General features: G+C 57.4%; 13 protein-coding genes. 3 read left to right on the top strand and 10 right to left on the bottom strand.

The genetic code is table 11. The annotated features are described in order from the left end of the window. Positions 1-86: 86 nt before the first annotated feature. Complete coding sequence (locus IDH45_RS29360) at positions 87-287, bottom strand: stalk domain-containing protein (RefSeq protein ID WP_190931721.1); 201 nt, start codon at positions 285-287, stop codon at positions 87-89. Positions 288-305: 18 nt separating this feature from the next. After that, positions 306-791: a VOC family protein gene (locus IDH45_RS29355; RefSeq protein WP_190931720.1), complete on the bottom strand. Its 486-nt coding sequence runs from the start codon at positions 789-791 to the stop codon at positions 306-308. Between the two features lie 197 nt (positions 792-988). Here IDH45_RS29355 and IDH45_RS29350 point away from each other — a divergent pair, with 197 nt between their 5' ends. Both IDH45_RS29350 and IDH45_RS29345 read left to right on the top strand, forming a co-directional pair. Beyond that, a complete protein-coding gene (locus IDH45_RS29350; RefSeq protein WP_190931719.1) occupies positions 989-3,043 on the top strand; it encodes a LuxR C-terminal-related transcriptional regulator in 2,055 nt (684 codons plus the stop codon). Between the two features lie 195 nt (positions 3,044-3,238). After that, positions 3,239-4,576 (top strand): hypothetical protein, encoded by a 1,338-nt coding sequence (locus IDH45_RS29345; protein ID WP_190931718.1) that lies wholly within the window; start codon positions 3,239-3,241, stop codon positions 4,574-4,576. Positions 4,577-4,578: 2 nt separating this feature from the next. On the opposite strand, the gene IDH45_RS29340 is transcribed toward IDH45_RS29345, so the two are convergent. The 5 genes from IDH45_RS29340 to IDH45_RS29320 all read right to left on the bottom strand — a co-directional run bounded on the left by IDH45_RS29340 (position 4,579) and on the right by IDH45_RS29320 (position 10,146). Further along, positions 4,579-5,571 carry a FecCD family ABC transporter permease gene (locus IDH45_RS29340; RefSeq protein WP_190931742.1) on the bottom strand — a complete coding sequence of 331 codons (993 nt, stop codon included), beginning with the start codon at positions 5,569-5,571 and terminating at the stop codon, positions 4,579-4,581. A 28-nt stretch (positions 5,572-5,599) separates the two neighbouring features. Continuing rightward, on the bottom strand, positions 5,600-6,607 hold the full coding sequence (locus tag IDH45_RS29335) for a FecCD family ABC transporter permease (protein ID WP_190931717.1): 1,008 nt from the start codon (positions 6,605-6,607) through the stop codon (positions 5,600-5,602). 10 nt (positions 6,608-6,617) lie between these two features. Continuing rightward, positions 6,618-7,637 carry an ABC transporter substrate-binding protein gene (locus IDH45_RS29330; protein ID WP_397327115.1) on the bottom strand — a complete coding sequence of 340 codons (1,020 nt, stop codon included), beginning with the start codon at positions 7,635-7,637 and terminating at the stop codon, positions 6,618-6,620. 23 nt (positions 7,638-7,660) lie between these two features. Next, positions 7,661-8,413: an alpha/beta hydrolase gene (locus tag IDH45_RS29325; protein ID WP_190931715.1), complete on the bottom strand. Its 753-nt coding sequence runs from the start codon at positions 8,411-8,413 to the stop codon at positions 7,661-7,663. 71 nt (positions 8,414-8,484) lie between these two features. Further along, entirely contained in the window at positions 8,485-10,146 is a 1,662-nt protein-coding gene (locus tag IDH45_RS29320) for an AraC family transcriptional regulator (protein ID WP_190931714.1), read from the bottom strand. A gap of 339 nt (positions 10,147-10,485) precedes the next feature. On the opposite strand from IDH45_RS29320, the gene IDH45_RS29315 reads away from it, so the two are divergent. Beyond that, a complete protein-coding gene (locus tag IDH45_RS29315) occupies positions 10,486-11,307 on the top strand; it encodes an alpha/beta hydrolase (protein ID WP_190931713.1) in 822 nt (273 codons plus the stop codon). Between the two features lie 71 nt (positions 11,308-11,378). Here the strand turns inward: IDH45_RS29315 and IDH45_RS29310 are convergent, their stop codons facing one another. The 3 genes from IDH45_RS29310 to IDH45_RS29300 form a co-directional block, all read right to left on the bottom strand. Further along, on the bottom strand, positions 11,379-14,537 hold the full coding sequence (locus IDH45_RS29310; protein ID WP_190931712.1) for a hybrid sensor histidine kinase/response regulator: 3,159 nt from the start codon (positions 14,535-14,537) through the stop codon (positions 11,379-11,381). A gap of 71 nt (positions 14,538-14,608) precedes the next feature. Beyond that, positions 14,609-15,628 carry an iron-hydroxamate ABC transporter substrate-binding protein gene (locus IDH45_RS29305; RefSeq protein WP_223837098.1) on the bottom strand — a complete coding sequence of 340 codons (1,020 nt, stop codon included), beginning with the start codon at positions 15,626-15,628 and terminating at the stop codon, positions 14,609-14,611. Between the two features lie 128 nt (positions 15,629-15,756). Further along, the gene (locus tag IDH45_RS29300; protein ID WP_190931711.1) at positions 15,757-15,900 is read right to left on the bottom strand and encodes a hypothetical protein; all 144 of its coding nucleotides are present in this window, start codon (positions 15,898-15,900) and stop codon (positions 15,757-15,759) included. Between the last annotated feature and the right edge of the window lie 124 nt (positions 15,901-16,024).

Below are 16,024 nucleotides of genomic sequence, written 5' to 3'. Positions count from 1 at the left end.
ATCAAGTCCCTCCCGGGTATCAAACGATTTTTATGTTACATTTCGTATCTTCAAAAACAGAGCCTTACGGCCCAATACGACTTTTTCTACTCCACAGCATCGGTAATAAAAATCTCCTCATCGTCGAACAACACTTTCATGTTGACATTTTCGAGTACCAAACGAACCGGTACGGACATCCTGCTGTCCCTGAATACCGCCTGAGCAGCCAGCGTGTGCAGCTTCCCGTTCACGTAAGCCTCCTTCTTGTCGATCGTCAGGACGATCTCGATCCCTTCCCCTTCCATCGTTTCGCTGCTCCTCCTTCATTCCCCGGCCTCATCCGATGGCTGCGGTTGTTCCTCCCGATTCTCGCTTTGCCAGTGTTCGATGCCCGCATCCGTCCACGATTCCAGCTGAATCGCCCGGATCGCGCTGCGACTGATCTTCAACCGCTGCGGCCATAACACCTCGATCCGGTTCCCTTCCGGATCGCCGAATTGAAACGAAACTCCCCAGCCTTCGGTATACGGCCCGTGTACGCGAATGCCCCGCGACCGGACATTCCTCCATAAACCTTGCAGCGCACCGAGCGATTCTGCATAAAACGTCATTTGTACCTGCCGCGGATCGCCGACAAAGCTGATCTCGTAATAGTCCGTCTCCGGCCGGAAAGCAAGAAACGTCTGATCCTCGTGCTTCCGGGAGCAGGCCGCGAGCTGCATATCGAATACCGACCGGTAAAACGACTCCAGTTTCTTGGCATCCCGGGCGTACAGCGCGGCGCTGCCCAGTCGAAATGGATTGGTCATCCTCGCACCCGTTCCCTCCTCCTTCGTTCTATCCTAACCTTATCACGGACCCGATCCGGGAATAAGTATCCGGTCAGATACAAATGAGGTATCCGAATGGATACCCCAACCCCATATTTCTATATCGCTTTGAGCCGAATCCGAGTAAAATAAGGAATGCCAGTAATTTCCGATCCGGATCGAAGAAGGTGTAATCGATGGCAGAGGACGAACGGCTGGATGAGCTTGAGAGCCAAATGCTCGTCGGAAGACAGCGGGAAATCGCCGCCTTCCTGCAACATTTTCACGACAGCTCCCGGTCCAAAAAAATAGTAAACGTATACGGCACGGCCGGAATCGGCAAAAGCACGCTGCTCGACGAGTACGACAAGCTGGCGCAAGCAAGCGGCGGGATCACCGTTACGATCGACAGTGAAGGCTTCGTCAAAACGCCGGAAGCGTTCTGCCGCCACATCCTGGACTCACTCGAATGGCCCGGCAATGATTCCTCCGACCCGGCGCGCCTCCCCGTCGAATGCATATCTGCGCTGAACGAAACGGCTTCCGGGCGGCGTGTTGTTCTCCTGATCGACGCTTACGAGCATTTGGAGGCGCTCGATCAATGGCTGCGGGAGTTTTTTCTGAAGAAACTCGATAAACACGTACTGATTGTCATCTCAGGGCGGTATGCGTTGTCCGAAGTTTGGTATTTGTCCCCGGCATGGAGGCAGCTTCTCGTAAAGCTTCCTCTCGCGGATCTGGATTACGAGTCGGTCGTCCGTTTCGCGGAATATACCCATATATTCGACCAGCCGACGATTCAGCGGATATGGCGTCATTCCGGAGGCCATCCTTTGACGATGTCGCTGCTTACCCTCCTCTTGGGTCAGTCCCCCACCGGCGAAGCTCAGCTGTACGCGGACGATCACGATACGCTGTCGTTTATCGTAAGCCGCTGGCTGCGGGAAGTGCCGGGCGAGCATATGCGTCCTTTTATCGAAGCGGCTTCAGTACTTCGTCAATTTAACCAGGAGAACTTGTCGTTCATCATGGACCGGGAGATTACCGCCTCCGAGTTTTATCAGCTCATCCGCTTCTCCTTCATCCGCAAAGTCGACCGCGGGTGGACCGTACACAGCCTAATGAGAGAGGCGGTCAACCGGGAGCTTCTCGCCCGGACTCCGAAGCGTTACGAGTCGATCCGTTCGCGGGCGCTGGCTTATTATTACCAGCAGTTGACCGAATCGGGCCGGCCGTCTCCTACCGCCAGAGAAGCGATAGAATTGATGTATTATATCGGTGACGCCTTGATCCGCGCGTTTATGAACTGGTTCGAGCTGTCGCCCCGGCACTTCGAGACGGCAGGCGCCAATTATCGGGAAGCGCTCGAGTTATACGCCCAGGACCGGTACGCCAATGCCAAGGATACCCGGATCGAGCTGTACGACCCTTATACGGACGGTTCGTTTCATTTTCACCTTACGGCGGAGCAGACACGCTTCACGATCAAAGACATCGACTTCGGCGCCTTGTTCACGCTCGGATACGATGTCGTCCGGTTCATGAAAGACGCGGGAGGCGCCATCATCGGAGTCGCGGTCATTATACCGATTAATGCGAACACGCTGCCTTATTTGAAGAAAGCTCCGCGCTCGGCGGCGTACTTCAACCATCTGCCTCCCGATATGGCGAAACGGCTGAACGTACCCGGCCATACGAGAGCCGGCTGGTTTATCGAGACGATCGATACCGCCGACTTCGCAGACGCTTCCCAGCAAACTGCAATCGGTCATCTGCTCCATTCCCTGATCTTCACCGGCGAGCTGATCGTCGAATCGCCATCGCCTCATCCGTACTTCGTAGAAACTCACAAAAGCCTCGGCTTTGAAACCGCACCGTACGGCACCCATCGCAATTACGACGGCATAACCGAAACGGCGACGTTCGTACTTGACTTACATAACGAGCAAGTGCTCAGCTACATCCATAAAATGTTACAGGTTACCGGGCAGGCCGGCCTTTTCCCTCCGCCGCAGCCTCCCGCTGAGGTAGCACTGCCGGAAAACGCATCCCGAGACCGGATCTTGGAGCGGACCGATATAACGGCGCGGGAGAAGGAAGTGGCGAAGCTGCTGGAGCTGGGACGCACGAACGCGGAGATTGCCTCGACCTTGTATTTGAGCGAGGTTACGGTCAAAAAACATATTAAATCGATGCTTGGCAAGCTGAACGCCACAAACCGGACTCAATTGCTAAAAAGGCTGCTGGAGTAGGTAAGTCATTCATAGAATATGGGAGTTAGTCTGCACAATCATGTACATAGCCCCAGCCGTCCGTAAGCGTGCGGACGGTTATTCGGGCTTGATGAAGCACCCGAAACGATTTACATCTGAATATTCCCGATTATAATGGAGACAAACTGGAGTCTTCGTTGATCTACAACGCGGGCAAGTCTGGAGGAGCCGCACATGACCGCCGAATCATCTGTTCGCCTGTACAAAATCAGGCAGCACGTTCCCGATAGCCGGATCGCCGATCTTCCTTCCGCGATACGCGACTCCGTGGAGCAGTCGTTAAAGGAAGCCGCCCTGCCGTCCGGTGCGGCCGTCGCAATTACAGCCGGGTCGAGGGGCATCCGAAGCATCGACGTTATACTGCGTACGGTCGTCGACCAGCTTCGGCAGAAAGGATACCGCCCGTTCCTCGTCTCCGCCATGGGCAGTCACGGGAGCGGCGAAGCGGAAGGACAACGTGAGGTGCTGGCCAGTCTGGGCATTACGGAACAGTCGATGGGAACGGAGGTCCGATGCTCCGGGGAAGTGGTACAGCTCGGCGCGACGGAGGGAGAGGCGGTCCTTGCAGCCTCGGCAGCAACCTCGGCCTCAGCCGCAGGCGTTGCCGGCCTTCCGGTATATATGGCTAAGGAGGCGTTCGAAGCCGACGGCATCCTCGTTATCAACCGGATTAAGCCGCATACCGCGTTTCAGGGCGATTACGAGAGCGGACTGCTGAAGATGCTCGCTGTCGGACTCGGCCGCACGCCCGGAGCAAACAGCGTCCACAGCTTGGGGGCCAAGCAGCTGGCCGCGGCGATTCCCTCGATCGCGCGCGTTTGTCTGGAGAAGGCGCCGGTTATCGGCGGGATCGCCATCGTGGAGAACGCCGAAGAGCAGACCGCGATCATAGAAGGCATCCCGGCCGGGTCGCTGTTTGCCGCCGAGAAAAGGCTGCTGCTGGAGGCGAAGCGGATGATGCCTTCGTTGCCGGTTCAGCGGATCGATCTGTGTCTCGTCGGAGAGATGGGCAAAAACTACAGCGGCACCGGCATGGATGCCAACATCATCGGCCGGATGAGAATTCACGGGGTAGCGGAGCCGAAGCTCCCGGATATTACGTATGTCGGGGTTCTCGGGCTGTCGTCTGCGTCCCGCGGCAATGCCGCCGGAATCGGGCTGGCCGATTTTACGACGGATGCCGTGGCCGGCAGCATCGACAAGCAGGCGACGTATCTCAATTGCCTGACCAGCGGTTTCGTGATGAGGGCCGCCGTCCCGATGAGCTTCGCTAACGACCGGGAGCTTGTGAACCAGGCGATGTTTGCATTAAAAACGCCGGATCCTCGAAAGGTCCGGCTGGTGTACATCAAAAACACGCTTCATCTCGATGAAGTTTGGGTATCCGAGCCGGTCTGCGAGGAGCTTCGGGACCGGCCGGACTGTACGGTACTCGAAGGTCCTCTCGCCTTGTCCTTCGACCGGAACGGGAGGCTCCTCCTGCCCGGGTGCTCCGGAAGCGAAGCGGACTGAAACTACGCCCGCTTTTTGTTCCGGTACAGCAGGAAAATAAAATACGGCACGCCGATAATCGCGATCACGATGCCGACCGGGAGCTCGGCGGGAGCAAACACCATTCTTCCAATAAAGTCGGAGGCGAGGACGAGCAGCGCCCCGACTAATCCGCACACCGGCAATATCTGCCGATGCGCCCCTCCAACAAGCCGCCTCGCGATATGCGGGGCCATCAAGCCGATAAAGCCGATGCCGCCGGATACCGACACGCAGGCGCTGACCAGACCGATGCTGCACAGCAGCAGCAGCGCCTTCTCCTTCTCCGACGCTACGCCCACGCTTCTGACGCTGTTCTCGTCCAGTTGAAGAAGGTCGAGGATGTACGACTTCCGGATAATCACCGGGATAAGCAGCACCAGCCACGGCACAACCGCTCCGATATATTTCCAGTTCGCGTTGTAGATGCTTCCCGACGTCCAGACCGCCACCATCTCGAAGTCTTTGGCGTTCATCTTTAACGTCAGGTAAAGCGAGACGGCGCCCAGTCCGGCAGCGGCGGCGATTCCCGTCAGCAGCAGACGCTGCGGCTCCAGCCGGCCGTCCTTCCAGGAGATGGCGTAGATAAGCAGCGCTGCGGCGAGCCCGCCCGCCAGCCCGAACAGAGGCATCGCCATAATGGCGGCTAGTCCGGTCCCTTTAATCTGCCCTTGATAAAAAAATAAAAAAATAACGATCGCCGCCCCGGCTCCGGCATTAATGCCCAGTATGCCCGGATCGGCCAGCCCGTTACGCGTCACGCCCTGCAGGACGGCCCCCGCGATGGCGAGTCCCACGCCGACCAGGATAGCGATCACGATGCGGGGCAGCCGCAGCTCGAAAATAACGAAGACGAAATCCTGCTGCGGATTGATCCCCAGCAACGTGGTGAATACATCCTTAACCGCCATATCGAACGCGCCGTTGGTCAGGCTCATATAAAAAGTCAACAAAATGATGCCGACGCCGGAGGCCATCACGGCCGCAAAACGTCCGGTTGTCCCTTTATGCACGTTTCTCTCCCCCTCTCGTCCGGATCAGGTAGAGGAAAAACGGTACGCCGAGCATCGCCGTCACGACCCCGATCGGCATCTCGAACGGATAGTTGAGAAACCGGCTCAGCACGTCGCAAAGCGCCAGGAACACGCCGCCCAGCACGGCCGAGCAAGGGATGATCCATCTGTAATCGAGACCAGTCAGAAAACGCGCGACATGGGGCACGATCAGGCCAACGAAGCCGATCTTCCCGGCAATCGCCACCGATATGCCAGTCAGAATAACGACGCACAGCGTCGCCGCCAGCTTAATAATCGCCGTCTTTTGGCCGAGGGAGACGGCGACGTCTTCGCCAAGCGCCAGTACGGATATCGACTTGGACAGCAGGAGCGCCATGATTATGCCGACGACCGCGAACGGAATGGCCAGCTTGATCAACGCCGGGTCCAACTGGTGCAGCCGGGCGTTATACCAGAAGCTAATATTTTGCGATACTTGAAAGTAAGTCGACAACGCCGCGGAGACGCTGCTCAGGAACGTTCCGATAATCGTGCCGAGGATCGCCATCCTGACCGGAGACAGACCGCCGGGAAGAAGCGAGGCGAGGCCGAACACGAGCACGATGCAAAGCGCCGAGCCTGCGAACGAATACAGGATCATATCCATCGACGAACTGTTCGGCAGAAACACCATGCACAGCGTAATCGCAAACGCCGACCCGTCGGACACGCCCATAATCGAAGGGGATGCAAGATAGTTTCTTGTCATCCCCTGCATAAGCGCTCCCGAGACGGCGAGGAAAGCGCCGACCAGCAGCGCTCCCATCACACGCGGAATTCTGGAATGCATTATAATCTGATGGTTCACATTCCCTTCGTCAAACCGGAACAACGAATCGCGGATCGTCCCGATATCGATCTGCTTGGCTCCGTACAGCACGGACAGCAGCATCGTCAGAACGATCGCAACCGGAGCGGTCCACAGGATGACGGTATAGGCGCGTAACTGGAATCGCATAGGGCTCCGCTCACTTCGCCTGCATCAATTTGCTGGACTTGACCGCATCGAGGAACGCGATCTTGCTGTAAGCCGTGCCGCCTTGAGCCGCCGGATCGACCAGGTTCACGAAGACGTTGCCGTTTTTGACCGCATTGATGCTTTTCCAGATCGGATTGTTCTGCAAATCTTGCAGCGCCTTCGGATTATCCGCATTTTCCTCTTCGGCGAACTGGACGAATACGTAGTCCGGATTCATCTCCGAGAACTTCTCGAGCGAGACGGTCTGCTGCGCCTTGGCCTGCTTGACTTCCTCCGGCACGGCGGCTCCGAGCTCCGCGTAGATCGACGGATTAAAGAATACGTCCTGCGGATACAGATTGATGCTGCCCGAGCGAACCCGGATGATAACAACCTTCTTGTCCTTGAATACCGGTCCGAGCTTCTCCTTCACGGCTTGAACCTCGTCCTTGTACGACTGCAGCGCCTTCTTCGCCAATTCCTGCTTGCCTGTCAGTTCTGCGAGCAGATTGAGGTTCGCCTCCCAGTCCGTCGAGATGTGCGATACCGGAACCGTGGTGCCGACTTTGCCCAGCTTCTCCAGCGTTTCCGCAGGAAACTTCGTGCTGGCGAGGATAACGTCCGGCTTGAGCTTGAGAATCGTCTCCAGGCTCGGCTGCGTTTTCTCCCCGATGCCGGTAGAGCCTTCGGTAATTTTGGAGAAGATCGCCGGGAATTTGCCGCCCACGGTCAGCGCCCCGATCGGCTTAACGCCGAGCACCAGCGCGTCTTCCATCGATTCGACCGATCCGGTGATGACGATTTTGTCCGTAGGAACGGTTATCGTGTACTCCTTGCCGAGGTACGTCAGCTTTTTCGGAGCCGCCTGATTGGCGGCCGCCGGTGCCGAAGCCGCCGGAGTCTGTCTTCCGCTTCCTGCATGGGTCGTTCCCGTATTCCCTGCAGCCGGGGCGGCCGTCTCCTTCGCTCCGCAAGCGGTAAGTCCCAGCATCAAAGCAGCAAGTCCTGTCAACATCAATTTCTTATTCACGTTTCTCGTTCCCCTCTCTTTGTTTACCCGTTTGGAAACATCCATTGCAGCGCCTCCGGAAAACGATCCGTAAAGCAACTGAGCTCATGGGACGCGCCTTCTTCGACATGCAGCTTCAGCCGGTCCGGCGGGAACCCGCCGGCAAGCAGCACTTCATGTGCTTCAAACGTCCGGGCGACCATGGTTTTCTGAATATTGGTTTTCGTTGCGCCTTCCGCGGTCCCGACATACATGTAGATCCGCCGCTCCCCGTCTGCGATCGGCTTCTCCTTCATATACTCGACGAACCTCTCGTACCAGTACGAACCGGAGATGGAGCCGATTTGCCCGAATACGCCGGGATACTCATAGGCGGCGAACATCGAGATCAGCCCGCCGAGGGACGCGCCGATCATGCCGGTATGACCGGGACCGCTCTCCGTCCGGTAGCGCTCCGCGATAAACGGCATCAGCTCCTCGACGATATACGCGAGATACGCCGGCCCTTCTCCGGCAAAGTCGTTGAACTGCGCCGTCAGCTTTGGGGCCGGCCAAGGCGTATACTCGTCTCGGCGTTCCTTCGGATCGATGCCCACCAGCAGCAGCGGCCGCACCAACCCGTCTGCCGTCATCCGCTCCAGCACCGTCAAACTGTCGCTTACATCCGGAGAGAACAGCTCATCCCCGTCGTGCACGTATACGACCGGCAGCTTCCCGGAAATGGTTCCGTATTGCGGCGGAACATACATCGTGAGAACTCTGCCGTTGTAAGTATGCCGATTGATCGTTCCTTCCAACTTGTCAGCCTCCAAGATAGCGGCATCCGCACAATATACGAGAACCGTTATCAGTTAATTGAAAATAATTCTCATTTAGAATTATAATCAACATCGGTTCTCCCGAACATGGACAATTTCCGGAAATGAACTGGATGATCTCCATATACGTGACGAATCATGTCGTCCACCATCCGCTCCGCGGCGGAAGCCGAATATTCCCGCCAAGGGTCGGAGGAAATCGGATGGACGTAATTGCGGCGGACCGCCCTCAAATCTTTCCACAGCGGATTCGTTTGCAGCGACTGCCAGAACGCGAGCGATTCCGTCTCCTGGCAGACGTTGACCAGAATCCGGCCGGCATCGATGTCCGCCAGCTCGGAGAAGCTTACCGGCCGGCCGCATACGGCTTCGTCGAACCCGCCCGGCGCATTCAAGCGCAGATCGCCGTACAGCACTTCCCGCATCCCCCGTCTCGGACAGAGCAGGCACGTATTCTTATGAATGCTGAGGACAAGCACCGTATCGTCCTGTATTTCACGCTTCAGCAGTTCGCGCGCGGCCGCCAGCTTTCTCTCGTACTCGCCGAGCCAGCGCTCCGCCTCGGCCGTCGCATCGAGCCATCCTGCGATTGTCCGCAGTTGCTGCCGCCAGTCGGCAGCGGGCTGTGCCAGGCTATGCACCGGAGCAATCGCCTCCAGCTTGGGCAGCTCATCGGGACGAAGATAATCCGCATGACACAGGATCAGATCCGGCCGGGCATGCGCCAGCGCCTCCACATTCGCCTCCCAATCGTGATTGAACCGGTAGGCGCTCAAATGAACGGGGATGTCGGAGCGGTATTTCTTATGATAGGACGCCGTCCATTTCGGATGCATCGGAGCCGCGTACGGCACGATGCCGAGCGCCAGCAGGTGTCCGAGGATGGCCGACGTGTAAGCCGCGATTTTGCGGCGGCGCTTCTTCATGTAGGCCGAAGGGGATACGCCCGCAGCCTGTTTGAATTTGCGGCTAAAATAAAACTCATCGCTGTATCCGACCTGATGAGCGATATCGCGCAGCTTCGTTTCGGACTGCACCATCAATTGTTTGGCGTGATTGACCCTGACCTCGGTTACGTAATCGATTGCGCTTTTGCCGTACGTTTTCTTGAACAGATCCACAAAATATTTCGGGCTGAGCTCGGCGATCCGCGCCAGCTGCTCGATCGTCAAATTTTCGTTGTAGCGGCTTTCAATGAATTGGCGCGTTCTTTCCAGCGCGCTGAGCGAGTCGTCCACCGGCAGCTGCCGCTTATGTTTCATCACTCCGTACAGCAGCTCGTGGAAGGCGGCTTGTCTCCGGAACCTCTCGAGCGGGTCTTCGCTGCGGCTGTAGCTTAGGAGCCGCTCGCATTGGATAGCCGTGTGTGACTCCGGATACAGCGGAATTTCTCCCTTTAGCGGAAACGGCTCCGCGGCTTCCGAATCGGGCCGCACCTCGAAGGAAATCCGGTACAGCTCCAGCCCTTCCGTACCGCCGGATACTCCGATGGTCTGCCCCGGCCATGCGATATAGATCGTATCCGGACGCAGGCGATACTCGTCCAGATCGATCGTCAGACAGCCTTGTCCCCCCGCGGCTGCGATAAGCATATAAGAATCGATCAGTTGCTGCTCCAGACGGCCGCGCTGCCCGTCCATGCTCCGCAGCTTGATCCATAAGCGGTCCAAGACTGCCGGCCCGGGCAGCTGATCAGGAAGTCGATGAAACATCCTGGTTACGCCCCTTCTATAATTGAGAATGATTATCAGTAATAAAAGTAGCATGAACCCGTTCCCTGGTCAAGCCCAGTCTGAGCACGTCAACCTTTTCTCACCATAAGCAACTCCCGGCGCAGCTCCGTCACACGCTGGCTGTCCGTCTCGCGTAGTCGGTATGGTGATGGCGCATTGTAAGGCGGGATACGCCGACCTCCGCCGCGCCCGCCGTTCCCCCCGCTCCGGTTCCGGACGCAAGAAACAGCCGACGGTTGCCAAATGTTTGCTCTCCCGATTATAATGATAATCAATCTCAATTAGCGGAATGCTACTACGATACGGGGAGCCAAACCGATGACTTCACTCCAGCAGCAGCCTGTCCACATCCCGCGGTCCCAGCAGATGACCGCCGAATACCGGGGCCGAACGTACCGGATCTTTATCAGCGTGCCCTCCCAATCGCCGCCGGCCTCCGGCTATCCGGTCATTTATGTGCTCGACGCCAATTCCGTGTTCGCAACGATGACCGAAACGATTCGCGCCCAATCGCGCGCTCCCGAGAAAACGGGCGTGTTTCCCGCTATCGTCGTCGGGATCGGCTACGAAACCGAGGAACCGTTTCACCCGAACCGGCATTACGACTTTACGATGCCCGTCCCCCGGTCCGAGCTGCCGAAACACCCGACGGGCGGGGAATGGCCCGAGCAGGGCGGCGCGTCCGGCTTTTTGACTTTTATCGAAGACGAGCTGAAGCCGGCGATCGCCGCCATGCATCCAATCGATCCGGCCCGCCAGTCGATAATCGGCCATTCGCTCGGAGGATTGTTTGTCCTGCACGCCTTCCTTACCCATCCCGGCGGTTTCCAAACGTATATCGCAGGCAGCCCGTCGATTCATTGGAATGAGAGCGCTCTGCTCGAGAAGGAGCGGACCTTACCCGCGAGGCTGAACGACGACGGCGGCCGGATCGGCCTCCTGATCGCGATGGGCGAACAGGAGCGTACGCACAAGAGCAACGCTTACGATAAAGCCGAAGCGATGGCGGCCCGCTTGTCCGCGCCGAACCATTCCTGGCTGGACGTATCGTTCAAATCGTTTGCCGAAGAAGGTCACATCTCCGTATTGCCGGTACTGATCAGTCATGCCGTCCGGTTTCTGTCGAAAAATCCCCGGTGAGCCGCAATAGGCGGCCCCTCCGGGGATTTTGTCCGTACAGCTTCAGCTTGCGCGTTGTCATTCGCCTCGGGTCAGGCTTCGTCCGCAAGCGCTGCTTGCGCGCTCCGCACCGCATCCGGAATCTCAAACGAGACGCTCGTCCCTTCGCCCGGCTGGCTGCGTACCGACAATCCTTTGCCGTACAGCTGCTTCAATCGCCGATTCGTATTGATCAAGCCGATTCCGCCGCGGCTTGTCGTCCGGCTGAGCAGTCGGTTCACCGTCTCCTCGTCCATTCCGCGGCCATCATCCTGCACCTCGAAATGAACGGCACCCTGCAGCCTCAAAATCCGGATGCGAACGGTGCCTCCCTGCACCCGGCTGCATACCCCGTGCTTCACCGCATTTTCGACCAGCGGCTGGATCGTCAGCGGCGGAAGCAGCAGCTCGATGTCCGGTTCCACCTCCCAGACGACGGTCAGCCGTTCCTCGAACCGCTCTTTTTCGATATACAGATAAGCTTCGACCAGCTCCAGCTCATGGGAAAGGCCGACCAGCTCCCCCGCGTTCAGGAAATCGAAGCTGATACGCAAATACGACGTAAAGGCGTCGCCCAATTTCCGCATCTTGTCGGTGTCGAGTTCGCTTAGAGCCATAATCGAGTTTAATGTGTTAAACAAAAAATGAGGATGGATTTGCGATTGCAAGTAAGCGGCCTCCATGCGCAGCCGTTCCTTCAACGATTGCTTGACGGCGGCGAGCGACCAGATCCGGTATTTCAGATCCAGGGCGTCGACCGGCTTCGTGACGTAATCGTTCGCTCCGGCTTGAAAGCCGGCATAGCTGTCCTCCGGCTGGCTGCGAGCGGTCAACAGCAAGACCGGCAGTTCGGATATGGCGTATCGTTCCCTGATCCGGCGCGTCAACTCGTAGCCGGACATCTCCGGCATCATCACGTCCGCGATAACGAGATCCCACTGGCCGGCGGCGAGCAGCTCCAGCGCCTGGCGGGGGGACGTCGTCGTCCGGACCTGATAAGACTCCGCCGAAAGAATGCCGGACAGCACTTTCAGATTGATCGGATCGTCGTCGACCACGAGAATATGGATTTTGCCGGCCGCCAGAGGCGGCGATACGTCCGGCAGCGGGGAGGCAGCGACGAGTTTGTCCCCGTCCGGCGGACGGTCCGTCCCGGTCCGGTCCGCCGCTGCGATCTCCTCTTCGGCCGGAAGCCCGAACGCAGGCGCGGAGGAAGAAGACTCGGACTCGGACACCGCCGCAAGCGGCAGCGTGAAGCTGAACTCCGAACCTTTGCCCGGCTCCGATCGCACGGTTAGCGTTCCGCCCTGAAGCTCGACGAGCTGCTTGCAGATGCTTAATCCGAGACCGATCCCTCTGCTGCGATCCAGCCCGGGCGTCCCTTGCTCGTAAGGCAGAAAGATGCGGGCCAACGTCTCTTCGTCCATCCCCGATCCCGTATCCGTCACATACGTGACGAGCATCCCGTCCTTCGCTTCCGCGGTCATCGTCACAGAGCCTTCATTCGTGTAGGTGATCGCGTTATGGACCAGATTTTGAATAATTTGCACCAGCCGTTTCTCGTCGGCGAGCACCGGCGGCATCGACTCGGGGATGTCCACCTGGAGAGCGATCGGTTTGTTATCGGTCATGAAGACAAGCATTCCCATCACGCCAGACGCTACAGACTGCACGTGCACGGGCTTGCGATGCAGCTGAATCCGTTCCTCCTTCAGCCGCACCACATCCAGCAGATCGTCGAGCAGACGGGACATCTGACGGCTGATCGAGACCAGCAGCTCCATGTCGCGCAAGCTTCTGCCGCCGATCACCGGCTTCTCCCTGTTCGCCACGGTCCGGGCGATATTCATAATGGCGTGCAGCGGCGTCCTCAGCTCATGGGACGTCTGGGCAAGAAATTGATCCTTCAGCTTGTCCGATTTGCGCAGTTGCTCGTTCAGCTTCGCATTGTCCTGCGCGTTGCGGACATACCGCTTGAACCAGTACGCGGAGAAGCCGACGATTGCCGCGATAATGTCGATCGGATAGTAGATCGCGCTGACCTTGCCATACGGACCGATCAGCCCCCATATAACGCTGGAGGCGATACTCGTTGCTGCGACAAGCAGGAAGAAGGCGTCCGGCTCCTTCCTGCGAACCATTCTTCCAATCAAATACACAAACCAGATAAACGGAAGCATGTACAATACGGAAAATACACGGAAACCATAGCTATAATAAACGAGTGTCGCTGGAGCAGCGACAATAAAAGCCGAGTACGCGCCCAATACAGCGGCATACAGTCTGAACCGGGTAGAGCCGGACGGAGTATCCGAGAAATACCGGGCAAGCAGCACCATGAAGAAGGTCAGCCACATGTACGAGAGCATCCTTATTTTTAACGCCCAGGTATAATTCAGCTGCAGCCACAGCAGCAGCAGCTTGTCGTGATCCGATACGATTGATATTCCGGCCGCAACTAGCAAAAGGAAAAAAACTAGAAACGCTTTTTGTCGTGGATTAAACAAAAACAAAACGACGGCGTATAAGCCGTGAAGCAGCAGGACGATAAATGTAACGAGTTGGAACCCGATCGAGTACCACCGCTCCGTATCGACCGCCGCCTGCGATCCGAAGCGGATCGGCTTCGCGATTCCTCCCTGAATCGGATTGTCGAAGTTGGACACCGTAACCAGCAGCTCGATTTCCGTCAAGCCGACGTTTTCGAACGAGGCGGTGTATGAAGTCGCCCGAGGCTTGTAGACATCGGCGCTTTCTCCCGCCTGTCCGAATTCACCCGCCAGCTTTCCGTTAATGTGAAGCCGGGAAGCCGCCTGAATATCGATGATCCAGAACGTGTACGGCTCGTCTAGCAGCGGATCGATGAGGATGCGCAGCCTGTACGTACCGTAGCCGAAGGGCGAATCCTCACGTTCGCCGGCCGCCTCCTCCCAACTGCCCGGCACCTGGATATATCGGGGCTCCGGCCCGGCAGACCGCCAGTCTTTGCCGGAGGCGAGAACTTCGGGGTACAGCTCCCATTCGCCGTTCAACGGGATCGTCCGCTTGCCGCCAAGATCCCATCCCCGAAGGTCCAGCACGCCTTGAACCGCTGTCGGGGAGGCCCCCGCGGAATACTGGAACCAGAGCGACCGCAGACCAAGCAGAAGGAGCAGAAATACAATGAATAGTACTACATATTTCCATGCGAATGTTTGGGATGTCCGTTTCATGTTATCTTAATTCGGCACGGTGAACGATCATTCCTTTCTGAGCTCCGCAGGAATGATCAGCCCCCATGGTGCTAGCGGCTCCCGGTCAGCTTTTGAACGATAAAATCCAGATGTTTCTCCATCGATACCGGATCGTTGAAATAGGCCGCGTCTTTGTTGAGTTCGAAAACCCGGTTGTTTTTAACGGCGGGGAGGTTTTTCCATATCGTGCTTCCGTACACGGCATCCGGATCGCCCTGATCTCCTGACCACGGGCTGGTAAATATAAAATCGCCTGCATACTCGGGAAGCACTTCCAGCGACAAGCTCGCCCACCCCTTGCCGTTGTCGATCGCGTCCTTCTGAATCGGCGAAGGCGCCTTCAGCTTAAACTCGCCGTACAGAATCTCGCCGCCTCTTCCGTAATTATGTCCGAAGGCGTAGATCCCTTTCGCGTAAGGCTGAAGAATCGATACGGTTTGGTCGCCGACGGCGGCTTTCACTTTCGGCTCGGCATCCTTGATCTTCTGATCCCACTTCGCGATCCAGTCAGCGGCCTGCTTTTCCCGGCCCGTCAGCTTGCCGAATTCCAGCAGCTGCTCGCGCAGTGGAAGCTTGCCGTAAGCGATCGCCACCGTCGGCGCGATTTTGGACAATTGGTCGATACTGCCGTCATCGCTCTGGAAGACAATAATCAAATCCGGCTGCAGCTCCAGCACTTTCTCGGTCGACTTCCCGTCGCCCAAATCCGGTACGTTCACATATCCGGCAAAATACGGATTGCTCTTCACATGCTCGGTGACACCGATCGGCTGAATGCCGAGCGCCAGCAAATACCCGTAGTAGCTGTCCCCCAACACGAGTACGCGCTTCGGCTGTTTGGGCACCTCGATTTTGCCGTTGGCCGCCTCGTATATCATCGTTCCCTTCTCCTCCGTCTGGACTGCGCCGGCTGCCGCCCCGTTGGACAACGCTCCAGCGGACGCCCCGGAACCGTTCGAACCGCTCCCGTCCTCCTTGACGGACGCTTGTCCGCATCCAGCCGTAACGGCCAGCGCGATGATCATGCAGACCATCGCCGATACAACCCGTAATCGATTCCGACTCATCATGTTCCACCCTCCAAATTATATTGATAATGATAATCGTTATCATTATATCAAACAACCTTTACAAATCAACTAAAATTTGCCGCAACGCGCAAAAAAAAGACAGAGCCCTCCTGCGGCCTGTCTCCGGTTTATCTAAGCACTCCTTTTTGCACAATGCGCACGCGGACTTCCGGGCGAATCTTCACTTTCGCGTAATCCGTATCCCAGTCCAACTGCTTCCACGTATCGGAAAGATGCGCGATCAGCCCGCCCTTCGGGTATTCGATCGACACGGACTACTTCCTCCGGGACGGAGCCGGTCTGCAGCTACAACGCAATAAAGCCGGGAACGGCGCCGAAACGGAGCTGGAACCGTCCGGACGTTTGAAGTAAACTGAGAGTGCTTTGGAACGAATG

It is taken from the genome of Paenibacillus oceani (assembly GCF_014705615.1).
Classification (GTDB): Bacteria; Bacillota; Bacilli; order Paenibacillales; family NBRC-103111; genus Paenibacillus_AB; species Paenibacillus_AB oceani.
The sequence above is the reverse complement of the archived record's forward strand: the minus strand, read 5'-3'. Positions and strand labels throughout refer to the sequence as shown.